The following is a 21,748-nucleotide window of genomic DNA, read 5'->3' on the forward strand; positions in this document are numbered from 1 at the left end:
CCGCGATCGCAGCGGCGTCACTCCTTCACGCAGCGCATGCCGTAGGCTGTGGTCATCTTCCGTTCGTAATAGGTCCCCTCGCCCGTGGCGTCGCCCGCCTTCCAGTCGTACATCGGGAGCGGCTTGCCGCCGGCGAGCGTCGACGAACAATAGGCTGCCGAACGCCCCGGATAGTGGATGCGGCCGTTATCGCCCTTGCGGAACATCGTCGACGGGCCGATGAGGGTTCCGCCCGAATTGAGCGCATACCAGCGGCTGTACGTGTCGCCCGAGTCCTGGTTCTTGGCGGCGTTGCCGTCCACGTAGGCAAGCAGCGACTGCCATTCGGCCGCCGTCGGCACCCGGTATCCCACCGGGCAGGGATCGTTCAGCCCTTTGCCGCCCTCGGTCCAGCCTTCGGACATCGCTGCGGACGACCGGGTATAGAACGTCGTCGGATTGCCGTTTGCCGTTGCGGTGGTCATCTCCTCGCCGCTGATCTGCCAGCCGGCGGTGCGGGAGGCGTTGAAAACCACCTCGCGCGTCATCGCGCCGAAAGCATCGGGATACTCCGCATGCCCCTCGTAATATTTGTTCTTCGAGAGGATCTTCGCGCCGATGAACGGCTCCTTGCGGCCCCACTGATAGAACAGTCCGTAGGAGCGGAAATCCTGCACACAGGCCTTCGGATCGGTCGAATGGTATTCGGCCCCGACATTGCGGTCCTGCCAGGCGATACCGCCGACGGTCACGTCCGAAGGCATCTTGTCCACGACCCAGACCAGCCACGACCAGACAACCGCGCCTTCGGCGTCGAACAGCGCGACCAGCCCGCTGCCCTGCTTCGACTTGGCCGCAGTGCAGATGATTTCATTCCGGGAAGCGTCGTAGTCAAGCCCCGAAAGCAACTCTGCGTCGGTGGTCCAGACCCAGTCCGCCGCAACGCCCTTCACATACGCGCCGTCGGTGCGCCGCGCCGGAAACGCACGGGTTTCACCCGCCCGGACCACGACCGTATTCGCTCCGGTCGACCGCTGCACGACGGTCACCTGCTGCGGTTCGACGCCCTCCATCTCGGAGGAGACGGTCAGCGTCGCGCTGCGCGGACGCACGCCCTCGCCGTCGTCGGTCAGCAACAGTTTCACGACCGAACTTTTCGTCCCTTCGGACTGCGACACGGCGCACCAGTCGGTCGCACCCTCGATTTTCCATGCCACGGATGCACGCAGGTTCAGGGCCGGTTCGCTCCCGGCGCCGTAGACGGTTATATCGGCGCCGTTCTCCGCCAGCACGAGGATCGGCTCGAACTTCTCCTGCGTCACGGTCACGGTGTGCTTCTCTTCGCCCGCGGCGTAAAAACGCACCGCGGTCGTGCGCTCCTCGGGCAGGAAACTCTGGTCGACCGTCAGAACGATCTTCTTCGTGTGCGAACCTTCAGCGACGTTGGTGCGGCACCAATCGTCGTCGCAGGAGACCGTCCACGGCGAATCGGCCGTGATTTCAAGGACGCTGCGCCCTCCGAACATATCGAACGTCACGTTATCCTCGAGCAGTGAAAGGTTGGATTCGGCGACCTCGGGATCGTCGCTGCACGCCGCACAGCAAACGGCTGCCGCGACGGTCAGAAAAAGAAAAAGTCTCTTCATCGTTGAAGTTGTATTTAAGGTTTTGTTCGAATGTCGTATTTACCAGGACACGGACGATTCGTAGGTATGCCCGAAACTGTCGGTGACCCGCACCATGCCGCCCCGCTCGCTGCCCGGATCGCCCCGGAACATATGCCACGTATTGGTCGGCATCCCTCCGCGCACACCCGTCGCCAGCACCTCCTCGTAATAGGGATCGGTGCGCTGCGTCCGCTCCATTGCCACCGCCTGCCCGCCCGAAGCGGGAATCCACTCCACGGCGCTCCAGGCCGTGTCATAACCCCAGACATTGGCATAGACACAGGCCGAATTGGTGCGTCCGGGTGCATAGAGGCGCATCTGCATATCGCGCTTCCCGCCCGCCGGCTTGTAATACCACGAGAGCCGTTCGCCATCGACCTCGACCACGGCATAGCCGCGCGGCGTGCCGTCGCAGTTGACGTCGCCGTTGATGAACAGGTCGCCCGGCGTGCGGGCGATGCAGTGCATGACCTTGCGTCCGTCGTCGTAACGGTAAATGTCATGGTAGTGCTTGTGCCCCCCGAAGGCATGGACCTTATAGGGGCTTATCGCATCGAGGAAACGCTGGAAATTGCGGTGGTTGCGCGCTGCGGTGTTCTTCGTGTGGCAGAGAATCGGGCAATGGGACGAGACGACGAGCGTGCTGCCCGCCGGAACGTAGCGCAAATCGGCTTCGATCCAACGGCAAATTTCGTCCGTAAGACCGATCGTATACTCCTCTTCGGCGGTCGGCGCATGGTCGAAAAGGATGTTGTCGAGGAACAGATAATGGATTTTCCCGATGTTCACCGAGTAGTTCGCCGGACCGAAATAGCGTTCGTAGCTCTGCAAGGCGAGCGAATCGGTCAACTCGGCCGGATCGTGATCGTGGTTGCCCGGCAGGCTGAAGGTCGTGAAGCCAAGCGTCTCCAGCCCCTGACGGTACTTCGGGAAAAGCGACATATCGTTCCAGACCAGGTCGCCCAGGCTGACTCCGTAAACCTCCGTCGGAAGCCCCTGCACGGTTTTCAGCACATCGGGAACGACATGACCGAGATAGGAATCCACCGACGTGTTATCGGCAGCCAGCTGAATGTCGGCCATAACGATCAGCGAATGGCGGTCGGACGGAGTCTTGCGTCGTGTCAGCGTAAAATCGGCCCGGTTGACGGCCTGTTTGCGGTCGATTTTGCGGTAGAACCGCGGACAGCCCTGCGTGGCGGGGATCTCGCAGTCGGCAGGCACGGAGACAAAGACGAAATTGCGCCGCGCGAGGTCGGAGGCCAGATAGTAAATCCCCCGTTCGTCGGTCGCCGTCACCTCCAGGCCGTCGCTCACCACCACCCCGGCAATGCCATTGCCGGCGCTGTCCTTCACGATTCCCTTCACCGTCATTCCGGCCTTATCGGGAATCTGTCCGGCGGTCGGGCCGTCGTCACCGCCGCCCTCCGAGGAGGAGCAGGCCGCCAGGACAAGGGCGGCGAGGCACACCGACAGAAGCCGCATGTAGAATTTTGACATATTTTTTTGCATTGAGGATGCGGAGGAGGCCGGACCTCCTCCGCATCACTGTTATTTCATCACGACCCGGATGATTACGCTGTTCTTTTCGGAACGCACCTTGCCCTGATCATCGGCCCTGACGGAAAGCGGCAGCACATAGGAGGAATCAATGCCGTCGGCAAGCATCGAAGCGGCATCGAAGCGGATTTCGGCGCGGTCCATGACCCTGTCCCCCGACAAGCGCACTTCGGGGTCGAAGGCGAAATACCTGTCGGGCATCACCTTCAGTTCGAGTCCGTTTTCCACGTTATAGACATCGAGCACGGAGGGGTCGACCACCAGTTTCACGGTGATTCCGTCGTCATTGTAACCGCCCTTGTAAAGATAGAGATCGTAAACGCACGCCTGGCCCGAAGCGGCATCGTATTCGAGGACCTGGAAATCGTTCTTCGGGATGCAGACCATAGTGTCCACCGTCTCGTAGACGACGTAATCGTCGCCGCACCCTACGGCTCCCAGCAGAAGCAGGAGGCATATCGCAAGATTCTTCATCGCAATCGGATTATTAAGGTTAGTAACCGGGATTCTGCACGAGGTTGTAGTTGATATTGATTTCGCTCAACGGAATGGCCATCCAGTAGGTCTTGGGGGATTCGAACGTGCGGACGCCGCTCTCCTTCATCGTGGAGACCCGGTAGAAATCGGCCGCCGTCCTGCCGTCGAGATTCCACGCCTTGGGACGCCGGGACATCGCTTCGCCCGCCTCTTTCCAACGGCGCAGGTCGTGGTAGCGCATGCCCTCCATCAGCAGTTCGATCGAACGCTCCCGGTGCAGCACCTTGCGCAGTTCGTCGCCGGTGGGAATGCCCCCGGCCAAGGCCCACGAATCCTTGAAATCGGGCAGCCCCGAGCGGCGGCGGACCAGATTCAGGTAATTGAGGCTCGCGTCGCTCAACGACCCGTTGTATTCGAAATCGGCCTCGGCATAGCTCAGGTAGAGTTCCGCAAGGCGGATGTAAGGATAGGCGTACTTGCGGTAGGTCCACGACTTGGTGTCGTAGTTGAAGGCCGACTGGCGGTGAATCCACTTCTTGAGAATGTAGCCCGTACAGCTCTGGTACTCCTTCGAGGCGTCGAGCACACTGCCCTGCATCTCGCCGGCGCGGCATTTGAGAATGAACTCCTCGCCGTTGATGGCGTACTTGCCGCGGTCGTAGCCCACCGACGCATAGAAGCGCGGCTCCTTGTAGACATGAAGGTTGACAGTCTCCTTTTCGGCATTATAGGCATAGGGGTCGATATGCATGGTCTCGGGGTCTCGGTCCCACGGCAGGCCGTTGTGCGTGTAGTACATCTCCACGCACTCGAACGTCGGAACGATGTTGATGCAGAAGCCGTCGGTACTGTACGGCAGCTTCAGGCGCGCGCCTCCGTAACGCTGCAAGTGCCCGATGCCGGTCTGGTCGCCCATTGCCCAAAGGTACTCGGTCGTGTTCCAGAGCGGTTCGACGAAGCAGTCGTGGTAGTTGATCTCGCCGCGCTCGGCAGCGGTTGCAGCCGCAGTCGCGTTCGGGCTTTCGTAGAGCCTGTGCCCGTTGTCCTCGGCCAGCGTGATCGCTTCCTGGCAGGCGTCGAGCGCCCACTTCCACTTTTCGGGATTGTAGGTCTGGCTCATCAGCGGCGTGCCGTCGTTGTTGCGGAAACGCGCGTAGAACTCCGTGTTGCCGTTGCAGAGCGGACTGGCGGCATAGAGCAGCAGCCGGGCCTTCATCGCCTTGGCCGCCACCGAGGTGGCGCGCCCCAGGTCGGCATCGGGACGCGTCGGATACCCGTGCAGCAAATCGGCCGCGCGGTCGTAGGTCTCGGCGATGAACGTCACGCATTCGTCGAACGGACTGCGGGCCACATAGACCTGCTCCTCGGGAAGCCCCATGTCCAGCTGCCCCCTGACGAGGATGACCGGGCCGTAGTGAGTCAGCAGCACCCAGTGGTAATAGGCGATCAGAAAATAGGCTTCGCCCTTGAACTCGTCGGCCACGGACGGCGAGATGCCCGGGACTGCGTCGATATTGTCGATCATAATGTAACAGTAGCGGATGCCCTTGTACATGTCGTAGTTCGTGCGCCCGGACGGGGAAGAGGTCGTCGCGTCCCACAGACCGTAGTAGGTCTGGCTGGCGTTCTCCTCGTTGTAGAGCATGCTCTTGTAGGGAAAATAACGGGTCTGGCCGTTGGTGGCGGTGATAATGTCGTCGCCGGCGCAGAAGTCGGGCATGTAGCGGTAGGCCGCGATGTTGGGGGCGTAGGTGTAGAGCGTATTGAGGTACTTGCGGGCCTCCTTGGAGGTTTTGAAGATGTCCTCCTGCGTCGCCTGCCCCTCGGGAACCACGTCGAGGAAATCGCACGCGGCAAGCGCTCCGGCGCACGCAAACAGCAAAATGGATATGATTTTTTTCATGTCGCTCGAATTTTAGAAGTTATACTGAAGGCCGAGTTTCACCACGCGCTGCAACGGGTATTTCAAGCCGTTGCCGCTTCCCATTTCGGGGTCCCAGTATTTGAAGGGCGAAATGATGAACAGATTCGTGCCGGCCAGATAGGCGCGCAGGCTTTTGTACGTGAAACCCAGTTCGACGCTCTTCAGGCGCAGGTAGCTGCCGTTCTTGATCCAGAACGACGAGGTCTGCGTGTTGTTGGCGTTGTAGCGGTAATCCAGGCGCGGATAGGCGGCATTGGGATTGGGATCGGCTTCCGACCAGTGGTCGTCGGCAACGTACTGCGTCATGTTGAAGCCCGAATACTGATTGTCGCGGAACGGGTGCATGTCGTACATGCGCAGCGAGACGCGCGCCGTGCCCTGGAAGAAGAACGAGAAGTCCCAGCGTTTGTAGTTGACCGAGGCGCCGAAGCCGTACAAGATCTCGGGCACGGTGGGATAACCCAGCGACGTGCGGTCGTTGGCGTCGATCACGCCGTCGCCGTTCAGGTCGCGGTATTTGATGTCGCCAGGCAGATAATCGGGCATGAAGGTCTGCCGGGGCGAGTTGTCGATCTCCTCCTGCGAGGCGAAAAGGCCGTCGGCGACCAGTCCGTAAACCGAATTGACGGGTTTGCCCAGCACGGAGTTGTATTTGTTGGGCAGGTATTTCGCCTCGTCGCGGGCCTTCACCTCGTTGTGCGCATAGGTGAACGTTCCGCGCACGGAGACCAGCAGGTCCTTGTTGAACGCCTTGTTGTATTCGAGCGAAACATCGACGCCGCGGTTCTCCACCTCACCCAGATTGCCGTAGGGCGTGACGCCCGAAAGGCCCATCGTCGAGGGCAGCGAACGCCGCTGCATGAAGATGCCGGTACGATTTTCCTTGTAAACGTCGACGTTCAGCGTCAGGGCGTCGAACAGTCCCAGTTCAAGTCCTACGTTAAGTTTGGTGCTCTCCTCCCACGTGGCCAGGGGATTGCCCACGGTCTTGATCTCGTGTCCGGTCTGCTTGACGAAGTTGGGCGAAAACCACACGTAGAGCGCCTTGTTCATGTTGACCGTCGTGAGATAGGGGAAACGGACGATGTTGTTGCTGCTGTCGGCCAGATAGTCGTTGCCCGAAAGACCGTACGAAGCACGGATTTTCAGCAGGTTCACCTTGCTGCGGATACCTTCCCAGAACGGTTCGCCCGACACGACCCACGCTCCGGCGATCGAGGGAAAAAACCCGAAACGACGACCCGATATGAAGTTCTCCGAGCCGTTGTAGCCGAAGTTGAACTCCATCAGGTAGCGGTTGTCATACCCATAGGTAAAACGTCCGGCAAGGCCCTGCTCGCGGTAAGGGAGCACCTTGTACTCATCATTGGCGGGCTGATTGTCGACCTTCTCCTTCTGGTGGTAGACGAACAGGGCGTTGACGTCGTGTTTGCCGAACGTGCGCGAATATTCGATCTGCCCCTGCAACGAGATCTCACGGTAACCGTTCCGCCCCGTGGAGGTTCCCAGATAGGACGATCCGGGCGTGCCGATGCTTTGCAGGTTGTAGTCGAAAGTCCCGTCGCCGTTGTCGGTATAGTCGGTCATTTCGTAATAATAGGGAGAAAAAGAACGGTAAGTCGCCGCATAGGTCTTGTTGTAGAACGAGACCATGCCCCGAACCTTCAGTCCCTTGGTGACGAAATCGAGGTCCTGGTCCACCGAGAAGGTCGTGGTGATGTACTGCGTATGGCGCTGTCCGTATCCGCGGCTCAACAGGGCATAAGGATTGATGTCCGTAGAACCACCGTCCCACGAAGGGGCATTTCCGAAAATCGGATCGTCGAGATCCTCCACGGAGCCTTTGGGATAGATGGCCGGGAAAGCGACCGGATTGGCGCGCATCGTATAGTAGAACAGGTCTTTCACCTCTTCGACGGGACGGTGCCAGAAAAGCAGCTGCGTGTTCATCTTCAGACTCACGCGGGTCGTTCGGGTGAGCTGCGCGCCGACGTTGGCCTGGAAAAGGTATTTCTGCGAATTGATGTTGGTGTTGAATTTCGACTCCGCGGGCTTCTTCAGGATACCGTTTTCGTTGAAGATCGAAGCATTGAGGAAATAGTCGACCACCTTGCCGCCGCCCCGCACATTGAGATTCATGTTCTCGTTGACCGTAAAATCCTTGAAAAGCATCGAATACCAGTCATTGTCGGGATAGACGTAGGGATTGAGCCGGTTGCGGGTGCCCGTGATCTTCTCGTCCGAAAAGTGCTGCACATAAGTTTCGCCCGCCGGGGTGCGGGTGCGCAGCGCCTCGTTGTAGTTCTCCATGTAAGTCACGCCGTCGGCGATGTCCTGCACGCGCGTCGGCATCGAAATGCCCGACTCGAGACGAACGTTGATCGCCATCTTCTCCGACTGGCGGCCGTTTTTGGTGGTAATGATCATTACGCCGTTGGCGCCGCGCGAACCGTAGAGCGCCGTGGCCGTGGCGTCGCGCAGGATCGAAAACGACTCGATCGCCTCGGGCGGAATGTTGTTGAGCATCTCCGAGACGATCTCCACGCCGTCGAGAATCAGCAGCGGCGATTTGTTGGCCCCGAAGGTCGAGATGCCGCGAATCCAGAAATTCGCACCGTCGGCGCCGGGTTCGCCCGACGACTGGGTCGAGATGACGCCGGCGATCTTGCCCGCGAACGAGGTCGAGAGGTTGCTCGACGTCACCTTGAGCGTACTGGGACGCACGACCTGCACGGCTCCCACCAAACTCTCCTTCTTCTGCGTGCCGAAGGCCACGACCACCACGTCGTCCATGACGTTCGACGCCTCGATCAGCGTCACGAGCTTGAACAGTTCGACATCGGCGACGGCGATCTTCTTGGTGTCGTAGCCCAGAAAAGCGAAGGTGACGTGTTTCGTTCCCGCCGGCACCTTGAGGGTGTAGTTGCCGTTGATGTCCGAGGTGGCGCCGACGGTCGTCCCCTCGACATAGACCGAAACACCGACGATGGGCTTGTTGTCGGCCGAAGAGATCACCGTCCCCTGCAAGACGATTTCCCTACCGGAATTCGCAGCCGGGAGGGGGGGGGTGACGGCGGCGTTTTTCCGGGCGGGCGCTTTCGAGATGATCACCTGGCTTTCGCGCACCCGTCCGGTCAGCTCCGTTCCCTTGAGGACCGCGGACAGCAGTTCGTCGATGGTCGCAGACCTGACCGAAACCGAAACCCGGCGGTCGAGCAGCGGCCGCACGTCGTCGGTGTAAATGAAGGCGTAGCGGCTGGTCCGCTCGACCTCGGCAAAGACGCTCGACAGCGTTGCGTCCTTCATCTTCACGGTCAGCGACGATTTGGCCCCGGCGTCCTGCCGGGAGGCCCGGACGGGCTGGAGATTCACCGGAAGCAACAGCATCACCGCCGCAAGAATCCGCAGCATACGGCATGTCGAGCCACTCCTCACAAAGAAAAGTTTCTTCATAAGTAACAGTATTAAGGTTAGTATTTAAGACTGGAATTGGTTGTCAGCGATATACGGCGTCGGCGCAATCGTCGGGGGCAGGCCTCACCGCCACCGAGCCGTCGGGCCCCCGGACGTAGGCGATCCGGAAAATGTCGGAGAGCACGTCGAGCGTGCCGTCCAGGTCGTCGAACAGGATCAGCTTGCCGGTACACTTCCGGCTCCCGATCTCCCCGAAGCAGGTTATTTCGATCTTGTAGAACGCAGCCACCTTTTGCAGGACTTCGAACAGCGTGTTCGAGGTGAAGAACAACAGTCCGTCCTTCCAACTGATGTATTTATAGGGATCGACCTCGTAGACCGAATAGCTGCCGTCCTTCATCGAGAAGCGTTCCGAAGGATTCAGCGTCACCGATTCGCCGTTGGCCACGTCGATGGCCACGGAGCCTTCGACCAGCACCACGGCCGACGAACCGTCGGCCCGGGGCGCGGTCGTCACGTCGAACGACGTGCCCAGCACGCGGGTCGCAAAATGGTCGGTGTGCACGATGAAGGGACGGTTCGCATCCTTCGCCACCTCGAAATAGGCTTCGCCCTCGACGAAGACGTCGCGCGTGTCACCGAACGCCGACGGGAAACGGAGCACCGACGCCGAATTGATCCACACCCGCGTCCCGTCGGAGAGTTGCAGATGTGCGCGCTTGCCCTTGGGGACCACCAGTTCGCTCGTATGCACGCGCACCTCCTGCCGGGGCGTCCTGCGATCGGTCTCCGCCCCTTCGTTCTCCTTGCCGTCGATCAGGATTTCGCCCTTGGGCGTAAGGCTGATACGGGCGATGTCGTCGTACACCTCGCGGCTGCCTTCGCGGGTCACGAGCGTGATGTTCTCATAGGCCTCGGCCGAAGGCAGCCCGGAACCCGTGAAATCCGCACTCCAGAACAGGGCCGCCACGACGCCGGCGACCAGCAGGGAAGCGGCGGCGAAGAGCGCCGTCCGGTTGCGGCGGCGGGGAGGGGCTGCAAAACGGCGCCGGGCGTAATGGTCGGTCAGGATGCGGTCGAGCAGCAACTGTTTCTCCACGGACGGCAGCGCGGGATGGGTCTTGCCCACACGGCGCACCAGGCTCACGGCGCGCTCGAATTCGACCAGGTCCTGCGGATGGCGTTCGGTGTAACCGCACCAATAGCCGTCCTGCGCCCGCTCGGGATCGAGACACCACAAAACGAAGTCCGGGTCGGAGGTGAAGAACTCCGCCGTGTGCTTCTTAATATCGTCCGGTTTTATCATTGATTCCAACGTAATCTTCAAACTGCATGCTGCGGCTGCGGCGCCGCGCTCTCCCCTATGACGGCGAATCCGCCGTTTTGTCCCCCTCGAACCGCAAAAAACAGCGTCCGCCGTGTCAAGTGGCTATTTTCATCGTCTTGCCGCACTCCCTGCCCTTCCGAAGTTTGCCCAGCCCCTTCGACACGAACTTGCGGACGGCGTGGGGCGTGGCGTCGAGTATGACGGCGATGTCGTCATACTCCATCTCGTAGACGAAGCGCAGCAGCAGCGCCTCGCGCTGCTTGGGCGAGAGCTGGTTGAGCAGCGACTCGATCGTTTGGCGGATGCGCAGCACGTGCTCCGATTCGATCATCGCGTCGAGCGAGGTCAGCGACACCCGCAATCCCGGCTCCCGGTCCGAAAGGTCGCATTTGTCCACCCGCGAACGGTGCAGGTCGACCAGGCGGTTGTGAACGATCCGGAAAAGGTAGGCCTTGATGTTGACGATGCGGCCCAGGTCGACCTGGCGGGTCATAATGTCGAGGAATATGTCGTGGATGACATCCTTGACCGTTTCGTTGTCGAAACCGAACCCCATGCCGTAGGCATAGAGCGCATCGGCGTAACTGTTATACAACATAACATATACGTCGGTCTCTTCGGCATACTGCCGGTCGATTCGTCGGGTGTCGTACTTGCGTTGCCGAAACATTCGGTTCATTGGTTTGGTCGGTCATTCGATATAACGGAAAACCGTCCGGTTTGTCCCCCTGCAAGCGGTAAAAATCGAATAAAAAATGCGAAATAGCAAATTTTCGCTCCCCGGGGGACAAAACCGGAAACAGTTCGTCTTAAATTCGAAACCAATCTCTTTCGGAAAAATGATACGAAAACCGTATTTCAGTCTGTTCCTGCTCTGCCTGCCGCTCTTCTCGCTGTGCAGTTCGGGAAACGACGATCCCGCACCCGCCCCTGCACCTGGAAAAGAGTGGCTCGATCCGATTCGCGTCGCCACCTACAACATCCAGTACGACAACTCTTCCGATCAAGACAACAAATGGACGACCCGCCGGGATTTGCTTCGCCAACTACTCCAGAGCGAGAAGTTCGACATCTTCGGAGCGCAGGAGCCTTATCTGACCCAGATCAAGGACATCGAGCCGTTCCTCGACGGATACACCTGGGTCGGAGAAAACGTCATCGGTGACAAAACGGCCCAACGACGCCACTACAACCCCGTTTTCTACCGCAAGGACAAATTCGAAGTATTGGATATGGGATCGTTCTGGTACTCCGAAACGCCTTCCGCCCCCGGGTCCAAAGGCTGGGACTCCTATTCGCCCCGCATGTGCAACTGGGTGCATTTCCGCATCCGCGCGAACGGACGGGAATTCTACCATTTCAATTCGCACTTCGACCACATAGGGACCACGGCCCGCGCCGAGAGCGCCAAACTGCTGGTGGCCAAGGTCCGGGAGATCGCAGGCGGCAAACCGGCCTTTTGCACGGGTGACTTCAATTCGAACCAAAACACCGAAGCCTACAAAACGATCGCCGGATCAGGCATCCTTGCCGACAGCTACGTCCGCTGTCCGTCCAAGACCAACGGAGACTGGCCCACCTACAACGGCTACAAATACATCTCGACGCCTCCCGCCGCTGCGTCGCGCATCGACCACGTCTTCGTCACGCCGAAGGACACGAAGGTCGTTTCGTGGCGCATCGTCAACAACAGTTACAACCGGAAATACCCCTCGGACCACTTCCCGGTCGTGATCGAATGGTCGCTGGCCGAATAGCCAGCCTTGCTGCCGGCAAATAAAACCTCTTCGCCAACTGGCGAAGAGGTTTTATTTGCCAAGGGATAAACGGAACGGACAGAAGCGCTTTTTTCCGCGCCCAGAGCCGGAAACCATCCCCCTTTCCGCTTTTACCCGCGAGCGTCTCCGATTATTGAAAAGAAATTCGTATCTTTGTGGGCTTGTTTCACGATAAGCGCAATTTGTCTGACAGCAACATAAACGAAACGAATAAATGGCGTTACAATGCGGCATCGTCGGCTTGCCGAACGTGGGTAAATCGACCCTTTTCAACTGTCTGTCCAATGCAAAGGCACAGGCGGCAAACTTTCCTTTCTGCACCATCGAGCCCAATGTGGGCGTGATCACGGTCCCCGACCGGCGGCTGATCCGCCTCGCGGAGATCGACAACCCCAAGCGCGTGGTCCCGACGACGATCGAAATCGTCGACATCGCGGGCCTCGTGAAGGGCGCCTCGAAGGGCGAAGGTCTGGGCAACAAATTTCTGGGCAACATCCGCAACACGAATGCGATCATCCACGTCCTGCGGTGCTTCGACAACGGCAACATCACCCACGTCGACGGCTCGATAGACCCCGTGCGCGACAAGGGCATCATCGACACCGAATTGCAGCTGAAGGATCTCGAAACCGTCGAGAACCGGCTCTCCAAGACCCAGAAGCAGGCCACCTCGGGCGGCGACAAGCAGGCCAAGCGCGCCGTGGAGCTGTTCTTGCAGTACAAGGCGGTGCTGGAACAGGGGCTTTCGGCCCGCACCGTGGAACTCGACAAGGAGGACCGCAAACTGGTCGCCGACCTCAACCTGCTGACCGACAAGCCCGTGTTGTACGTCTGCAACGTCGACGAAAAGAGCGCCGCGACGGGCAACGCCTACACCGAGGCCGTCCGGGAGGCCATCGCCGGCGAGCGGGCCGAAATGCTCGTCATCGCCGCCGCCACGGAGGCCGACATCGCCGAACTGGAAGACTTCGACGAGCGGCAGATGTTCCTCGAAGACCTGGGGCTGGAGGAGTCGGGCGTGGCGCGCCTGATCAAATCGGCCTACAAATTGCTCAACCTCGAAACGTTCTTCACCACCGGGGCCGACGAGACCCGCGCCTGGACCTACCTGCGCGGCATGAAAGCCCCGCAGACGGCCGGCATCATCCACACCGATTTCGAAAAGGGGTTCATCCGCGCCGAGGTGATCAAGTACGACGACTACACCGCCCTGGGTTCGGAGAAGGCGTGCCGCGATGCGGGCAAACTGTCGATCGAAGGCAAGGAGTATGTCGTCGAGGACGGCGACATCATGCACTTCCTGTTCAACGTCTGACGCCGCAACCCGGGATCGTAAAAAAATTAAAGAATACAGCTATGGAAAGACCAGTTCGGGTGCGCTTCGCGCCCAGCCCCACCGGGCCGCTGCACATCGGCGGCGTCCGTACGGCACTGTACAACTACCTGTTCGCCCGCCGGCACAAGGGAACGATGATCCTGCGCATCGAGGACACCGATTCGCAGCGGTTCGTCCCCGGAGCGGAGGATTACATTCTGGAATCGCTCAAATGGTGCGGCATCGAGATCGACGAAGGCGTGGGCGTCGGAGGGCCTCACGCCCCCTACCGCCAGAGCGAGCGGCGCGAAATCTACCTCAAATACGCCCTGCAACTCGTCGAGGCGGGCTGGGCCTACTACGCCTTCGACACGGCCGAGGAATTGGACGCCCTGCGCAGGGAGGCCGAGGCGCGCGGCGAGGCGTTCGCCTATAATTATGCGGTGCGCGAAAAGCTGGCCACGTCGCTGGCGCTGCCCGCCGAGGAGGTGAAGGCGCGCCTCGACCGCGGCGACCAGTGGGTGATCCGCTTCCGGATGCCCGAAAACGAAACGGTCGCGATGGACGACCTGATCCGCGGACACGTGGAGGTCAACACCTCGACGCTGGACGACAAGGTGCTCTACAAATCGGCCGACGCGCTGCCCACCTACCACCTGGCGAACATCGTCGACGACCGGCTGATGGAGGTGTCGCACGTCATCCGCGGCGAAGAGTGGCTGCCGTCGCTGCCGCTGCACTACCTCCTGTACAAAGCCTTCGGGTGGACGGACGTGCAGCCCCGGTTCGCCCACCTGCCCCTGCTGCTCAAACCCACGGGCGGCGGCAAGCTCTCGAAGCGCGACGGCGACAAGATGGGATTCCCGGTATTTCCGCTCTTCTGGACCTCTCCGACGGGTGAGACCGCCCACGGCTACCGCGAGGACGGCTATTTCCCCGAGGCGTTCATCAACATGCTGGCGCTGCTGGGCTGGAACCCCGGCACGGAGCAGGAGATCTTCTCGATGCAGGAGCTGATCGACAGCTTCTCGCTCGACCGCGTCTCGAAATCGGGCGCCCGATTCCAGCCCGACAAGGCCCGGTGGTTCAACGCCCAGTACATGCACCACAAGACCGACGCCGAACTGGCGGCCCTCTACCAGCCCGTCCTGCGCAGCCACGGCATCGAGGTTTCGGACGCCGTGGCCGGCAAAGCCGCGGGCATTATGAAGGAGCGCGCGACGTTCACGACCGATCTGTGGGACCTCACGTCGTTCTTCTTCGAGGCTCCCCGGGAGTACGAGGAAAAGCAGGTGCGCAAGTACTGGAAGGGGCAGAATCCCGCCATTCTGCGGGAGTTGCGCGACGTGCTGGCGGGAATTGACGACTTCTCGCTGGAGAACACCGAACGCATCGTCCACGCCTGGATCGAGGAGAAAGGCTACGGCATGGGCCAGGTGATGAACACCCTGCGGCTGGCCCTCGTGGGCGCCGGAAAAGGCCCGGGCATGTACGACGTAACGTCGTTCATCGGCAAAGAGGAGACCCTGCGCCGCATCGATAATCTGCTGACCAATCTAAAACCCGCAATAGAGTAAAGTCGCCCTTTTCAAAGGGCGATTCAGAGGGATTTTCAACATGAGCCCCGGCGTTAAAAATGCCGTAATATAAGTTCGATGGGGGTTCATAGACAAAATCGCTCCGATCTGAAAACAACCTAACCCCGTCGAACTTATATTAAACTATGGTACAAATCGAACAACACGTCTGGGGCATGACCCCGGAGGGCGAGGCAATCATTCGCTACACGCTGCGCAACGACTCGGGAGCCGAAGTGCAGCTTACGAACTACGGCGCGGCGATTGTCTCGGTGAAGATGCCCGACCGCGAGGGCCGCATGGCCGACGTGGTGCTGGGATACAAACACCCCGAAGGCTACTTCTTCGACGGAGCCGCCTCGGGAAAGAGCGTGGGACGCTGCGCCAACCGCATCGCCTTCGGGCAGATGACCGTCGAGGGCAAGGAGTACCGGCTGGAGGTCAACAACGGCGTGAACCACCTGCACGGCGGAACGAAGAACTTCGCCAACCGCATCTGGGAGAGCCGCGTGGAGACCAACCGCGTGGTGATGTCGCTCGTCTCGGAGGACGGCGACCAGGGCTATCCCGGCGAGCTGTGCGTCGAGGCCGTATTCGATTTCGACGACGACAATGCGCTGGAGATCACCTACCTCGCACGGACCGATAAGACGACCGTGGTGAACCTCACCAACCATGTCTATTTCAACCTCGCGGGCGAAGGCAGCGGGTCGGTGCTCGACCACGAACTGCGCCTGAACAGCTCGAAGATTCTGGAAATGAACGAACGCCAGATCCCCACGGGCAAGCTTCTGGACGCAGCCGGAACCCCGCAGGATTTTCGGGAATTCCGCTCTTTCCGCCCCGGCATCTCGTCGGAGTTCAACCACATCCGCGACTTCAAAGGCTATGACCATCCCTTCGTCGTCGACGGCTGGAAGCCCAATATTCTGGGCGAGGTCGGCACCCTGCGCGAACCCCGGTCGGGCCGTTCGGTGACGGTGCTCTCGTCGCAGCCCAGCGTGATGATCTACACGGGCAACTGGCTCGCGGGCGGATGCCCCGAAACCAAGTCGGGCGGCCGCTATGCCGACTACGACGGCGTGGCGATGGAGTGCCAGAACTACCCCGACGCCGTGAACCATCCCGAATTCCCCTCGCCGCTGCTCCGCCCCGGCGAAACCTACTGCCAGAAGATCGTTTTCCGCTTCGGAACGTTCTAAGGAATTAAAAATGAAAAATTAAGAATTAAAAATTACCTGCGGAAAATCGCACTGTGCGTTTCGACAAATTGGAGGACCGAACTTATTTTCGGCACCAGATACATCGAAATTTACGGGTATCCTTTCCGACAATTTTTAATTCTTAATTTTTAATTTTTAATTTTTAATTTTTATTACTTACCTTTGCACCCGATATTTCAAAGGGGTGCCTTACTGTCAGGCTGAGATTATACCCATTGAACCGGAGACGGGTAATGCCGAGACCGGGACGAAGCGTAATCAACAACACATACCCCTTTTCAGTCCATTAACTCAAAAAGTTTAACGATGAAAAGGATTTTTCTTTCACTTGCGGCCGCCGCGCTCTGCTCGGCCGCACAGCTGCGGGCTGAAGAGAAGCAGCCCGCCAACCAAAACGCCGGCGATTCGGTCAGAATGTACCGCTTGCAGGAGGTCGAGGTGACCGCCACGCGCGCAACCCCGACCACCCCCGTGGCCTACTCCGACATCCGGCGCGAAGAGATCGCCCGCAACAGCTACGGAACCGACATCCCCACGCTGCTGGCCCTGACCCCCTCGATGATCGCCACCAACGAAACGGGCATCGGCATCGGCGGCACGGCCGTGCGCCTGCGCGGCACGGACCCGACGCGTCTCAACGTCACGATCAACGGCGTGGCGATGAACAACCCCGACTCGCACTCGATGTACTGGTACGACACCCCCGACCTCGTCTCGGCCGTGGGAAGCATTCAGGTGCAGCGCGGCGCCGGCATCTCGACCAACGGCACGGGAGCCTTCGGCGGAGCGGTCAACATGTCGACCGACGCCCTGCAAACCGAGTTCGGCGGCGACGCGTCGCTCTCCTACGGCTCGTACAACACCAACAAGCAGGCCGTGCACATCTCCTCGGGCCTGATGGGCGGCCACTGGACCCTCGACGCGCGGCTGACGCACATCGGCTCGGAAGGCTACATCGACCGCGGAGCCACGGACCTCAAATCCTACATGTTCCAGGCCGGCTACTACAACGGCAACACGATGCTCAAGCTGATTTCGTTCGGCGGCAAGGCCAAAACGGGACTCACCTACACGGGCGCGACGAAAGAGGAGATGCGTCTCAACGGCCGGAGGTTCCACACCGAGGGCATGTACTACACCTCGAACGGACCGCACTCCTATTATTATATGAAGGACGGCGAGCGGCAGCGCGCCACGGTAGACTATTACGACGATCAGACGGACAACTACCTGCAAATCAACAACCAGCTGGTGCTCTCCCACCGTTTCAACGAGAAGTGGACCCTCAACGCCACGGGATTCTACACCTATGGCTACGGCTTCTACAAGCAGTACAAGGACGCACGCACGCTCTCCGAATACCTCAATATCCCGACCGACGTCGCTGCCGGAAAGGAGGCCGACCTCGTCCGCGAGAAGATCATGCGCAACCACCTCGGAGGTCTGAACGCCTCGGCGGCCTACTCGGTGCGGAAGCTCGACCTCGCCTTCGGCGGTTCGTACAGCTACTACTCCTGCCCCCACTGGGGCGTGCTCGACTGGGTGGACGGACTGGAAGGCAGCCAGATCGGCGGCCGCTGGTACGACAACGACGTGGACAAGCACGACGCCAACCTCTTCGCTCGCGCCAACTGGTCCGTGGCCAAAGGGTTGAGGCTCTTTGCGGACCTCCAGTACCGCTATGTCAGCTATCAGGCCTGGGGCGTCAACGACAACTACGTTTCGGAGGAGGTCGGGATGCAGCCCATCGACGTGGACAAACAGTACCACTTCTTCAATCCCCGCGCCGGCGTGAGCTACACGCTCGCCGAGCGCAACAACTTCTACCTCTCGTTCGCCGTGGCCCAGAAGGAACCCACGCGCAGCGACTTCACCGACCGTTACAAGTTCGCGGCCGACGACACCTACCCCTCGTCGGAAAAGCTCTACGACTGGGAGCTGGGCTACCAGTACACGGCGCCGCGCCTCTCGCTGGGGGTGAATCTCTACTACATGAAGTACAAGGACCAGCTCGTGCCGACGGGCATGGTGAACGACGACAGCAACGCCCTCAACACCAACGTCCCGGACAGCTACCGCCGGGGCGTGGAGCTGTCGGCCTCGTGGCGCGCAACCGGGTGGTTCACCGTGGGGGCCAACGCCACCTTCTCGCAGAACCGCATCGAGAACTACGTCGACGCACTGAAGGATAGCCCCACCTACGGCAAGGAGCTGGGCGACATGACCATCGCCTATTCGCCCGACGTCATCGCCAACGCCTTCCTGAATTTCCACCACCGCGGATTCGAAGCCGTGTTCCACACCCAGCACGTCGGCAAGCAGTATTTCACCAACAACGAGAACGACGCCCTGTCGCTGGACGCCTACTGCGTGACCAACCTCAACCTCGCCTATACGTTCCGCACCCGTTCGGCGCGCAGCGTTCGGCTGGGCCTGCTGATCAACAACCTGTTCAATGCGGAATACGAGAGCAACGGCTACGGGTATTCGTACATGGACACGTGGAGCGGACCCGCGCCTGTACGCATCGACGAGGCCTACTACTTCCCGCAGGCGCCGCTGAACGTGCTGGCGAACGTCACGGTGAAATTTTAAAACGCGCGATTTCAACGCCGCTGAAACCGAATTTCAGCTCTGAAAACTAAATAATTGTACTTCGTGCATTGCGAGGCGTCGCAGATGCCGTGGCAATCCGGGCGAAAGTCGTGACCTTACAACGCTTCCAGCAGATTCCCACGTCGGACCTTCGGTCCTCTTCGGAATGACAATACGAATGTTGAAACAATGGACATAAAACTCCTCCTGCAAATCGCCGGCGTCCTGTTGGGATTGCTCTACCTCTGGCTCGAATACCGCGCCGACATCCGGCTGTGGATCGTGGGGCTTGTCATGCCTCTGATCCACGGGGCGCTCTACTACAAATCGGGGCTGTATGCCGACTGCTCGATGCAGGCTTACTACGTGCTGGCGGGGCTGTACGGGTGGCTCGTGTGGCGCAGGAGGGGCCGAAAAACGGACGCCGGGCTGACCGGCCCTGAAGATGCGGAGGGCGCAAAGCGGGCCGCCGCGCTGCGCATCGGCCACACGCCCCTGCGGACGGTCCCGGCGCTCGCAGGGGTCTACGCCGCGGCGCACATCGGGCTGTACCTGCTGCTGACCCGCTTCACGGACAGCACCGTACCCTTCTGGGACGCGGGGACCACGGCGCTGTCGGTCGTGGCGATGTGGATGCTGTCGCGCAAGCTGGTGGAGCAATGGCTCGTGTGGCTGGTCGTGGATCTGGTGACCGTCGGGCTTTACCTCTATAAGGACCTGCCCTACACCGCGGGGCTTTACGCCCTCTACTCGGCGCTGGCCGTGGCGGGTTACCTCCGATGGCGGCGGCAGGCCCGGGCTTAAAAATCCGTTTTACCTGCGAACACGCGAACATGGGCGAACACCCCTTGTTCGCGCGTTCGCCCGGTTAAGAACCGGGATTTGCATTGCGACTGGCAGCTTCGGCCCGCTCTCCGCCCGGTTCTGCGCCCGGTTAAGAACCGGGGTTTCAGGTTGCGAAAGGGGCCATTTTGCACCTCCTCCCGCCGCGTTCCGCGGCGAACGATTCCGGCCCGATGCCGGAGCCGTGAAACGAAGGCCCGGCTAAAAGCGCGAGCGCCGGCGTAAGACGCCGGTTTTAAGAGTGAGAGCGTCGTATCGGATATGATCCTTTCTGCGGCCCATCGCCCCTTAAACCCGCCTTTTAGGCGGGCGCCCGGAGCCAACGTTAGACGGGACGAAGTAGGCGAAGGCATCTGCCGGGGAGTTTTTGGGTACCTTTTTGCAGAAAAAAGGTACAAAACACCCGCGACGATGTCGCGGCTTTCTCTGTACTTTTGATGGCAACCGACGCACGCAGCACGAGCAGAGACCGCTTGCGGGCTATGCCATGCCAGAAGGAGGAAAACGAGCGTAGCGAAGTTAAAAGTACCAAAACCATCCGCATGTCGCTTTCGCGGGAACAACCTCCGGCCCGCGTTGAGCGGGCGCAGCAAGAACAAGACTATGCAGCCTCCCGCTCCGGGCACGCGGGCTGTCGGTTGTTCTTGTTCCGCTGCAAGCGAGAATGCGGACTTTTCTCGCCGCGTTTCGCGGCGAACGACTCGCCAGTCGAAGACTGCGATCAGTACTTTTTGCGGAAAAAAGGTACAAAGAAGTCTTGCGGGCGAAGACCGCGGTTGTCCTCGTTCCGCTGCAAGCGATAATGCGGAGGTTTAAAACCCGCTTCCGCAGGCGATGGCGGGATTCTGCGCGAACGCCCGAACATGCGAACATGGGCGAACACCCCTTGTTCGCATGTTCGTGCGTTCGGGACGAGAGCAAGCCGAAGCCGCCAGCCGCAACCTAAATCCCGCGTCTCAAGCGGGTCAGCCAGATGTTGCGGAACTCCACGGGACCGCCCTCGCTCTGAAGCGCGATATACCCGCTGCGGACCGATCCGGTGCACTCGTTCTGCAAAACGCCGTTGACACAGACCGCGATATGATCGCCCACGCAGACGATCTCGGCACAGTTCCATTCGCCTGCGGGCCGCTCGCACTCCCCGCCGCTGCGCGGCTTGATGAAGACCCTTCCGTTGCTCTCCGCCCCGGCGATCTTCGCGCCGCCCAGCCCCAGCAGGTCGCCCGCGCGCCCCGCCTGCAACTGACACTCGACAGCCTCGGGCCAAAGCCGGTCGCCGGCCTGCACGCGCTGGAAAATGCCGCTGTTCGTCGCCTCGCCGATCCAACGCCACTCGACGTGAAGCCGGTAATCGTCGTAGGTCTCCTCCGTGCGCATGTACCCGAACGGACTGCCCGCTATGCGGATATTCCCGTTCTGCACGGAGAAGGCATCCCGGGCGTCGCCGACGCCCTCCGGGTCGGTGACGCACACCCATCCGGCGAGGTCCCGGCCGTTGAAAAGTTCGGTCCGCGGCTCGCGGCTGCACGAACCCGCTGCCAGCGCAAGGGTCAGCGCCGCAAAAAGAAATCGCATTCTCATCGTCATCGTATCGTTTTCGGAGGTTGAAGGTTCATTCCGGCAGCCCGTGCTCTTCGACATGACGCAGAATCTCCTCGCGCAGGCTCCTGGGCGTGACGCTGCGCCGCACGACCAGCAGGTAGGAGTTGCGTATCTGCTCGCGGATGAAGGCGTCGGGCAGGTCGCCCGCGGTGCGGATGCCGTTCCAGTGCGTCTTGTTGAAATGGTAGGCCGGGCCGATCTCCTCGTACCGCTCGCGCAGCCGGACCGCCTCGTCGGGGTCGCACTTCACGGCCACCTGCCCGAAATCGTTCATATCCGCGCAGGCGTACATCTTCCCGCCGATCTTGTAGACCAGCGTCGTCTCGTCGAACGGCGTCGATTCCTCCGTGAGGGGCAGCGACAGGCAGTAGTCGCGGAAACTCAAAACATCCATAACGGGTTCTTTTCCCCAAAGATATGATTTTTTTGGCACATCTATTGCGTTCCGAAATGAAGTAAAACCAAAA

General features: G+C 60.3%; 15 protein-coding genes. 6 read left to right on the plus strand and 9 right to left on the minus strand.

Features of this window, described 5'->3' with window-relative positions:
* Positions 1 to 17: 17 nt before the first annotated feature.
* The 7 genes from NQ492_RS01110 to NQ492_RS01140 form a co-directional block, all read right to left on the minus strand.
* Entirely contained in the window at positions 18 to 1,625 is a 1,608-nt protein-coding gene (locus NQ492_RS01110) for a BACON domain-containing protein (RefSeq protein ID WP_015546558.1), read from the minus strand.
* Between the two features lie 39 nt (positions 1,626 to 1,664).
* A complete protein-coding gene (locus NQ492_RS01115) occupies positions 1,665 to 3,146 on the minus strand; it encodes a calcineurin-like phosphoesterase C-terminal domain-containing protein (RefSeq protein WP_015546557.1) in 1,482 nt (493 codons plus the stop codon).
* A gap of 51 nt (positions 3,147 to 3,197) precedes the next feature.
* On the minus strand, positions 3,198 to 3,680 hold the full coding sequence (locus tag NQ492_RS01120) for a DUF1735 domain-containing protein (protein ID WP_015546556.1): 483 nt from the start codon (positions 3,678 to 3,680) through the stop codon (positions 3,198 to 3,200).
* 19 nt (positions 3,681 to 3,699) lie between these two features.
* Complete coding sequence (locus NQ492_RS01125) at positions 3,700 to 5,586, minus strand: RagB/SusD family nutrient uptake outer membrane protein (RefSeq protein WP_015546555.1); 1,887 nt, start codon at positions 5,584 to 5,586, stop codon at positions 3,700 to 3,702.
* Positions 5,587 to 5,598: 12 nt separating this feature from the next.
* Positions 5,599 to 9,060 carry a TonB-dependent receptor gene (locus tag NQ492_RS01130; protein WP_231839876.1) on the minus strand — a complete coding sequence of 1,154 codons (3,462 nt, stop codon included), beginning with the start codon at positions 9,058 to 9,060 and terminating at the stop codon, positions 5,599 to 5,601.
* Positions 9,061 to 9,103: 43 nt separating this feature from the next.
* Positions 9,104 to 10,327: a FecR family protein gene (locus NQ492_RS01135; RefSeq protein ID WP_015546553.1), complete on the minus strand. Its 1,224-nt coding sequence runs from the start codon at positions 10,325 to 10,327 to the stop codon at positions 9,104 to 9,106.
* Between the two features lie 115 nt (positions 10,328 to 10,442).
* The gene (locus NQ492_RS01140) at positions 10,443 to 11,027 is read right to left on the minus strand and encodes an RNA polymerase sigma factor (protein ID WP_229028713.1); all 585 of its coding nucleotides are present in this window, start codon (positions 11,025 to 11,027) and stop codon (positions 10,443 to 10,445) included.
* Positions 11,028 to 11,187: 160 nt separating this feature from the next.
* Between NQ492_RS01140 and NQ492_RS01145 the strand changes: the two genes are divergently transcribed.
* The 6 genes from NQ492_RS01145 (at position 11,188) to pnuC (ending at position 19,640) form a co-directional block, all read left to right on the plus strand.
* Complete coding sequence (locus NQ492_RS01145) at positions 11,188 to 12,105, plus strand: endonuclease/exonuclease/phosphatase family protein (protein WP_118406485.1); 918 nt, start codon at positions 11,188 to 11,190, stop codon at positions 12,103 to 12,105.
* A 235-nt stretch (positions 12,106 to 12,340) separates the two neighbouring features.
* Complete coding sequence (gene ychF, locus NQ492_RS01150) at positions 12,341 to 13,441, plus strand: redox-regulated ATPase YchF (RefSeq protein WP_044054124.1); 1,101 nt, start codon at positions 12,341 to 12,343, stop codon at positions 13,439 to 13,441.
* A 41-nt stretch (positions 13,442 to 13,482) separates the two neighbouring features.
* Positions 13,483 to 15,018, plus strand: coding sequence for a glutamate--tRNA ligase (gltX, locus tag NQ492_RS01155; protein WP_044054123.1), 1,536 nt, complete (start codon positions 13,483 to 13,485; stop codon positions 15,016 to 15,018).
* A gap of 146 nt (positions 15,019 to 15,164) precedes the next feature.
* Positions 15,165 to 16,220 carry an aldose epimerase family protein gene (locus NQ492_RS01160; RefSeq protein ID WP_015546551.1) on the plus strand — a complete coding sequence of 352 codons (1,056 nt, stop codon included), beginning with the start codon at positions 15,165 to 15,167 and terminating at the stop codon, positions 16,218 to 16,220.
* A gap of 327 nt (positions 16,221 to 16,547) precedes the next feature.
* The gene (locus NQ492_RS01165; protein ID WP_015546550.1) at positions 16,548 to 18,836 is read left to right on the plus strand and encodes a TonB-dependent receptor; all 2,289 of its coding nucleotides are present in this window, start codon (positions 16,548 to 16,550) and stop codon (positions 18,834 to 18,836) included.
* Between the two features lie 189 nt (positions 18,837 to 19,025).
* Positions 19,026 to 19,640, plus strand: coding sequence for a nicotinamide riboside transporter PnuC (gene pnuC / locus NQ492_RS01170; RefSeq protein WP_015546549.1), 615 nt, complete (start codon positions 19,026 to 19,028; stop codon positions 19,638 to 19,640).
* A gap of 981 nt (positions 19,641 to 20,621) precedes the next feature.
* On the opposite strand, the gene NQ492_RS01175 is transcribed toward pnuC, so the two are convergent.
* Both NQ492_RS01175 and NQ492_RS01180 read right to left on the minus strand, forming a co-directional pair.
* Positions 20,622 to 21,260: a 3-keto-disaccharide hydrolase gene (locus NQ492_RS01175; protein ID WP_044054731.1), complete on the minus strand. Its 639-nt coding sequence runs from the start codon at positions 21,258 to 21,260 to the stop codon at positions 20,622 to 20,624.
* Positions 21,261 to 21,291: 31 nt separating this feature from the next.
* Entirely contained in the window at positions 21,292 to 21,675 is a 384-nt protein-coding gene (locus NQ492_RS01180; protein WP_015546547.1) for an MmcQ/YjbR family DNA-binding protein, read from the minus strand.
* Positions 21,676 to 21,748 lie beyond the last annotated feature (73 nt).

It is taken from the genome of Alistipes shahii WAL 8301, assembly GCF_025145845.1.
Lineage (GTDB): Bacteria > Bacteroidota > Bacteroidia > Bacteroidales > Rikenellaceae > Alistipes > Alistipes shahii.

Excerpts from the sequence above, each read along its gene's own strand:
- NQ492_RS01180 (WP_015546547.1), bottom strand. The coding sequence starts at position 21,675 with ATGGATGTTTTGAGTTTCCGCGACTACTGCCTGTCGCTGCCCCTCACG.
- NQ492_RS01160 (WP_015546551.1), top strand. The coding sequence starts at position 15,165 with ATGGTACAAATCGAACAACACGTCTGGGGCATGACCCCGGAGGGCGAG.
- NQ492_RS01115 (WP_015546557.1), bottom strand. The coding sequence starts at position 3,146 with ATGTCAAAATTCTACATGCGGCTTCTGTCGGTGTGCCTCGCCGCCCTT.
- NQ492_RS01145 (WP_118406485.1), top strand. The coding sequence starts at position 11,188 with ATGATACGAAAACCGTATTTCAGTCTGTTCCTGCTCTGCCTGCCGCTC.
- NQ492_RS01175 (WP_044054731.1), bottom strand. The coding sequence starts at position 21,260 with ATGAGAATGCGATTTCTTTTTGCGGCGCTGACCCTTGCGCTGGCAGCG.
- gltX (WP_044054123.1), top strand. The coding sequence starts at position 13,483 with ATGGAAAGACCAGTTCGGGTGCGCTTCGCGCCCAGCCCCACCGGGCCG.
- NQ492_RS01120 (WP_015546556.1), bottom strand. The coding sequence starts at position 3,680 with ATGAAGAATCTTGCGATATGCCTCCTGCTTCTGCTGGGAGCCGTAGGG.
- NQ492_RS01165 (WP_015546550.1), top strand. The coding sequence starts at position 16,548 with ATGAAAAGGATTTTTCTTTCACTTGCGGCCGCCGCGCTCTGCTCGGCC.
- NQ492_RS01110 (WP_015546558.1), bottom strand. The coding sequence starts at position 1,625 with ATGAAGAGACTTTTTCTTTTTCTGACCGTCGCGGCAGCCGTTTGCTGT.
- NQ492_RS01140 (WP_229028713.1), bottom strand. The coding sequence starts at position 11,027 with ATGAACCGAATGTTTCGGCAACGCAAGTACGACACCCGACGAATCGAC.
- ychF (WP_044054124.1), top strand. The coding sequence starts at position 12,341 with ATGGCGTTACAATGCGGCATCGTCGGCTTGCCGAACGTGGGTAAATCG.
- NQ492_RS01130 (WP_231839876.1), bottom strand. The coding sequence starts at position 9,060 with ATGAAGAAACTTTTCTTTGTGAGGAGTGGCTCGACATGCCGTATGCTG.
- pnuC (WP_015546549.1), top strand. The coding sequence starts at position 19,026 with ATGGACATAAAACTCCTCCTGCAAATCGCCGGCGTCCTGTTGGGATTG.
- NQ492_RS01135 (WP_015546553.1), bottom strand. The coding sequence starts at position 10,327 with ATGATAAAACCGGACGATATTAAGAAGCACACGGCGGAGTTCTTCACC.
- NQ492_RS01125 (WP_015546555.1), bottom strand. The coding sequence starts at position 5,586 with ATGAAAAAAATCATATCCATTTTGCTGTTTGCGTGCGCCGGAGCGCTT.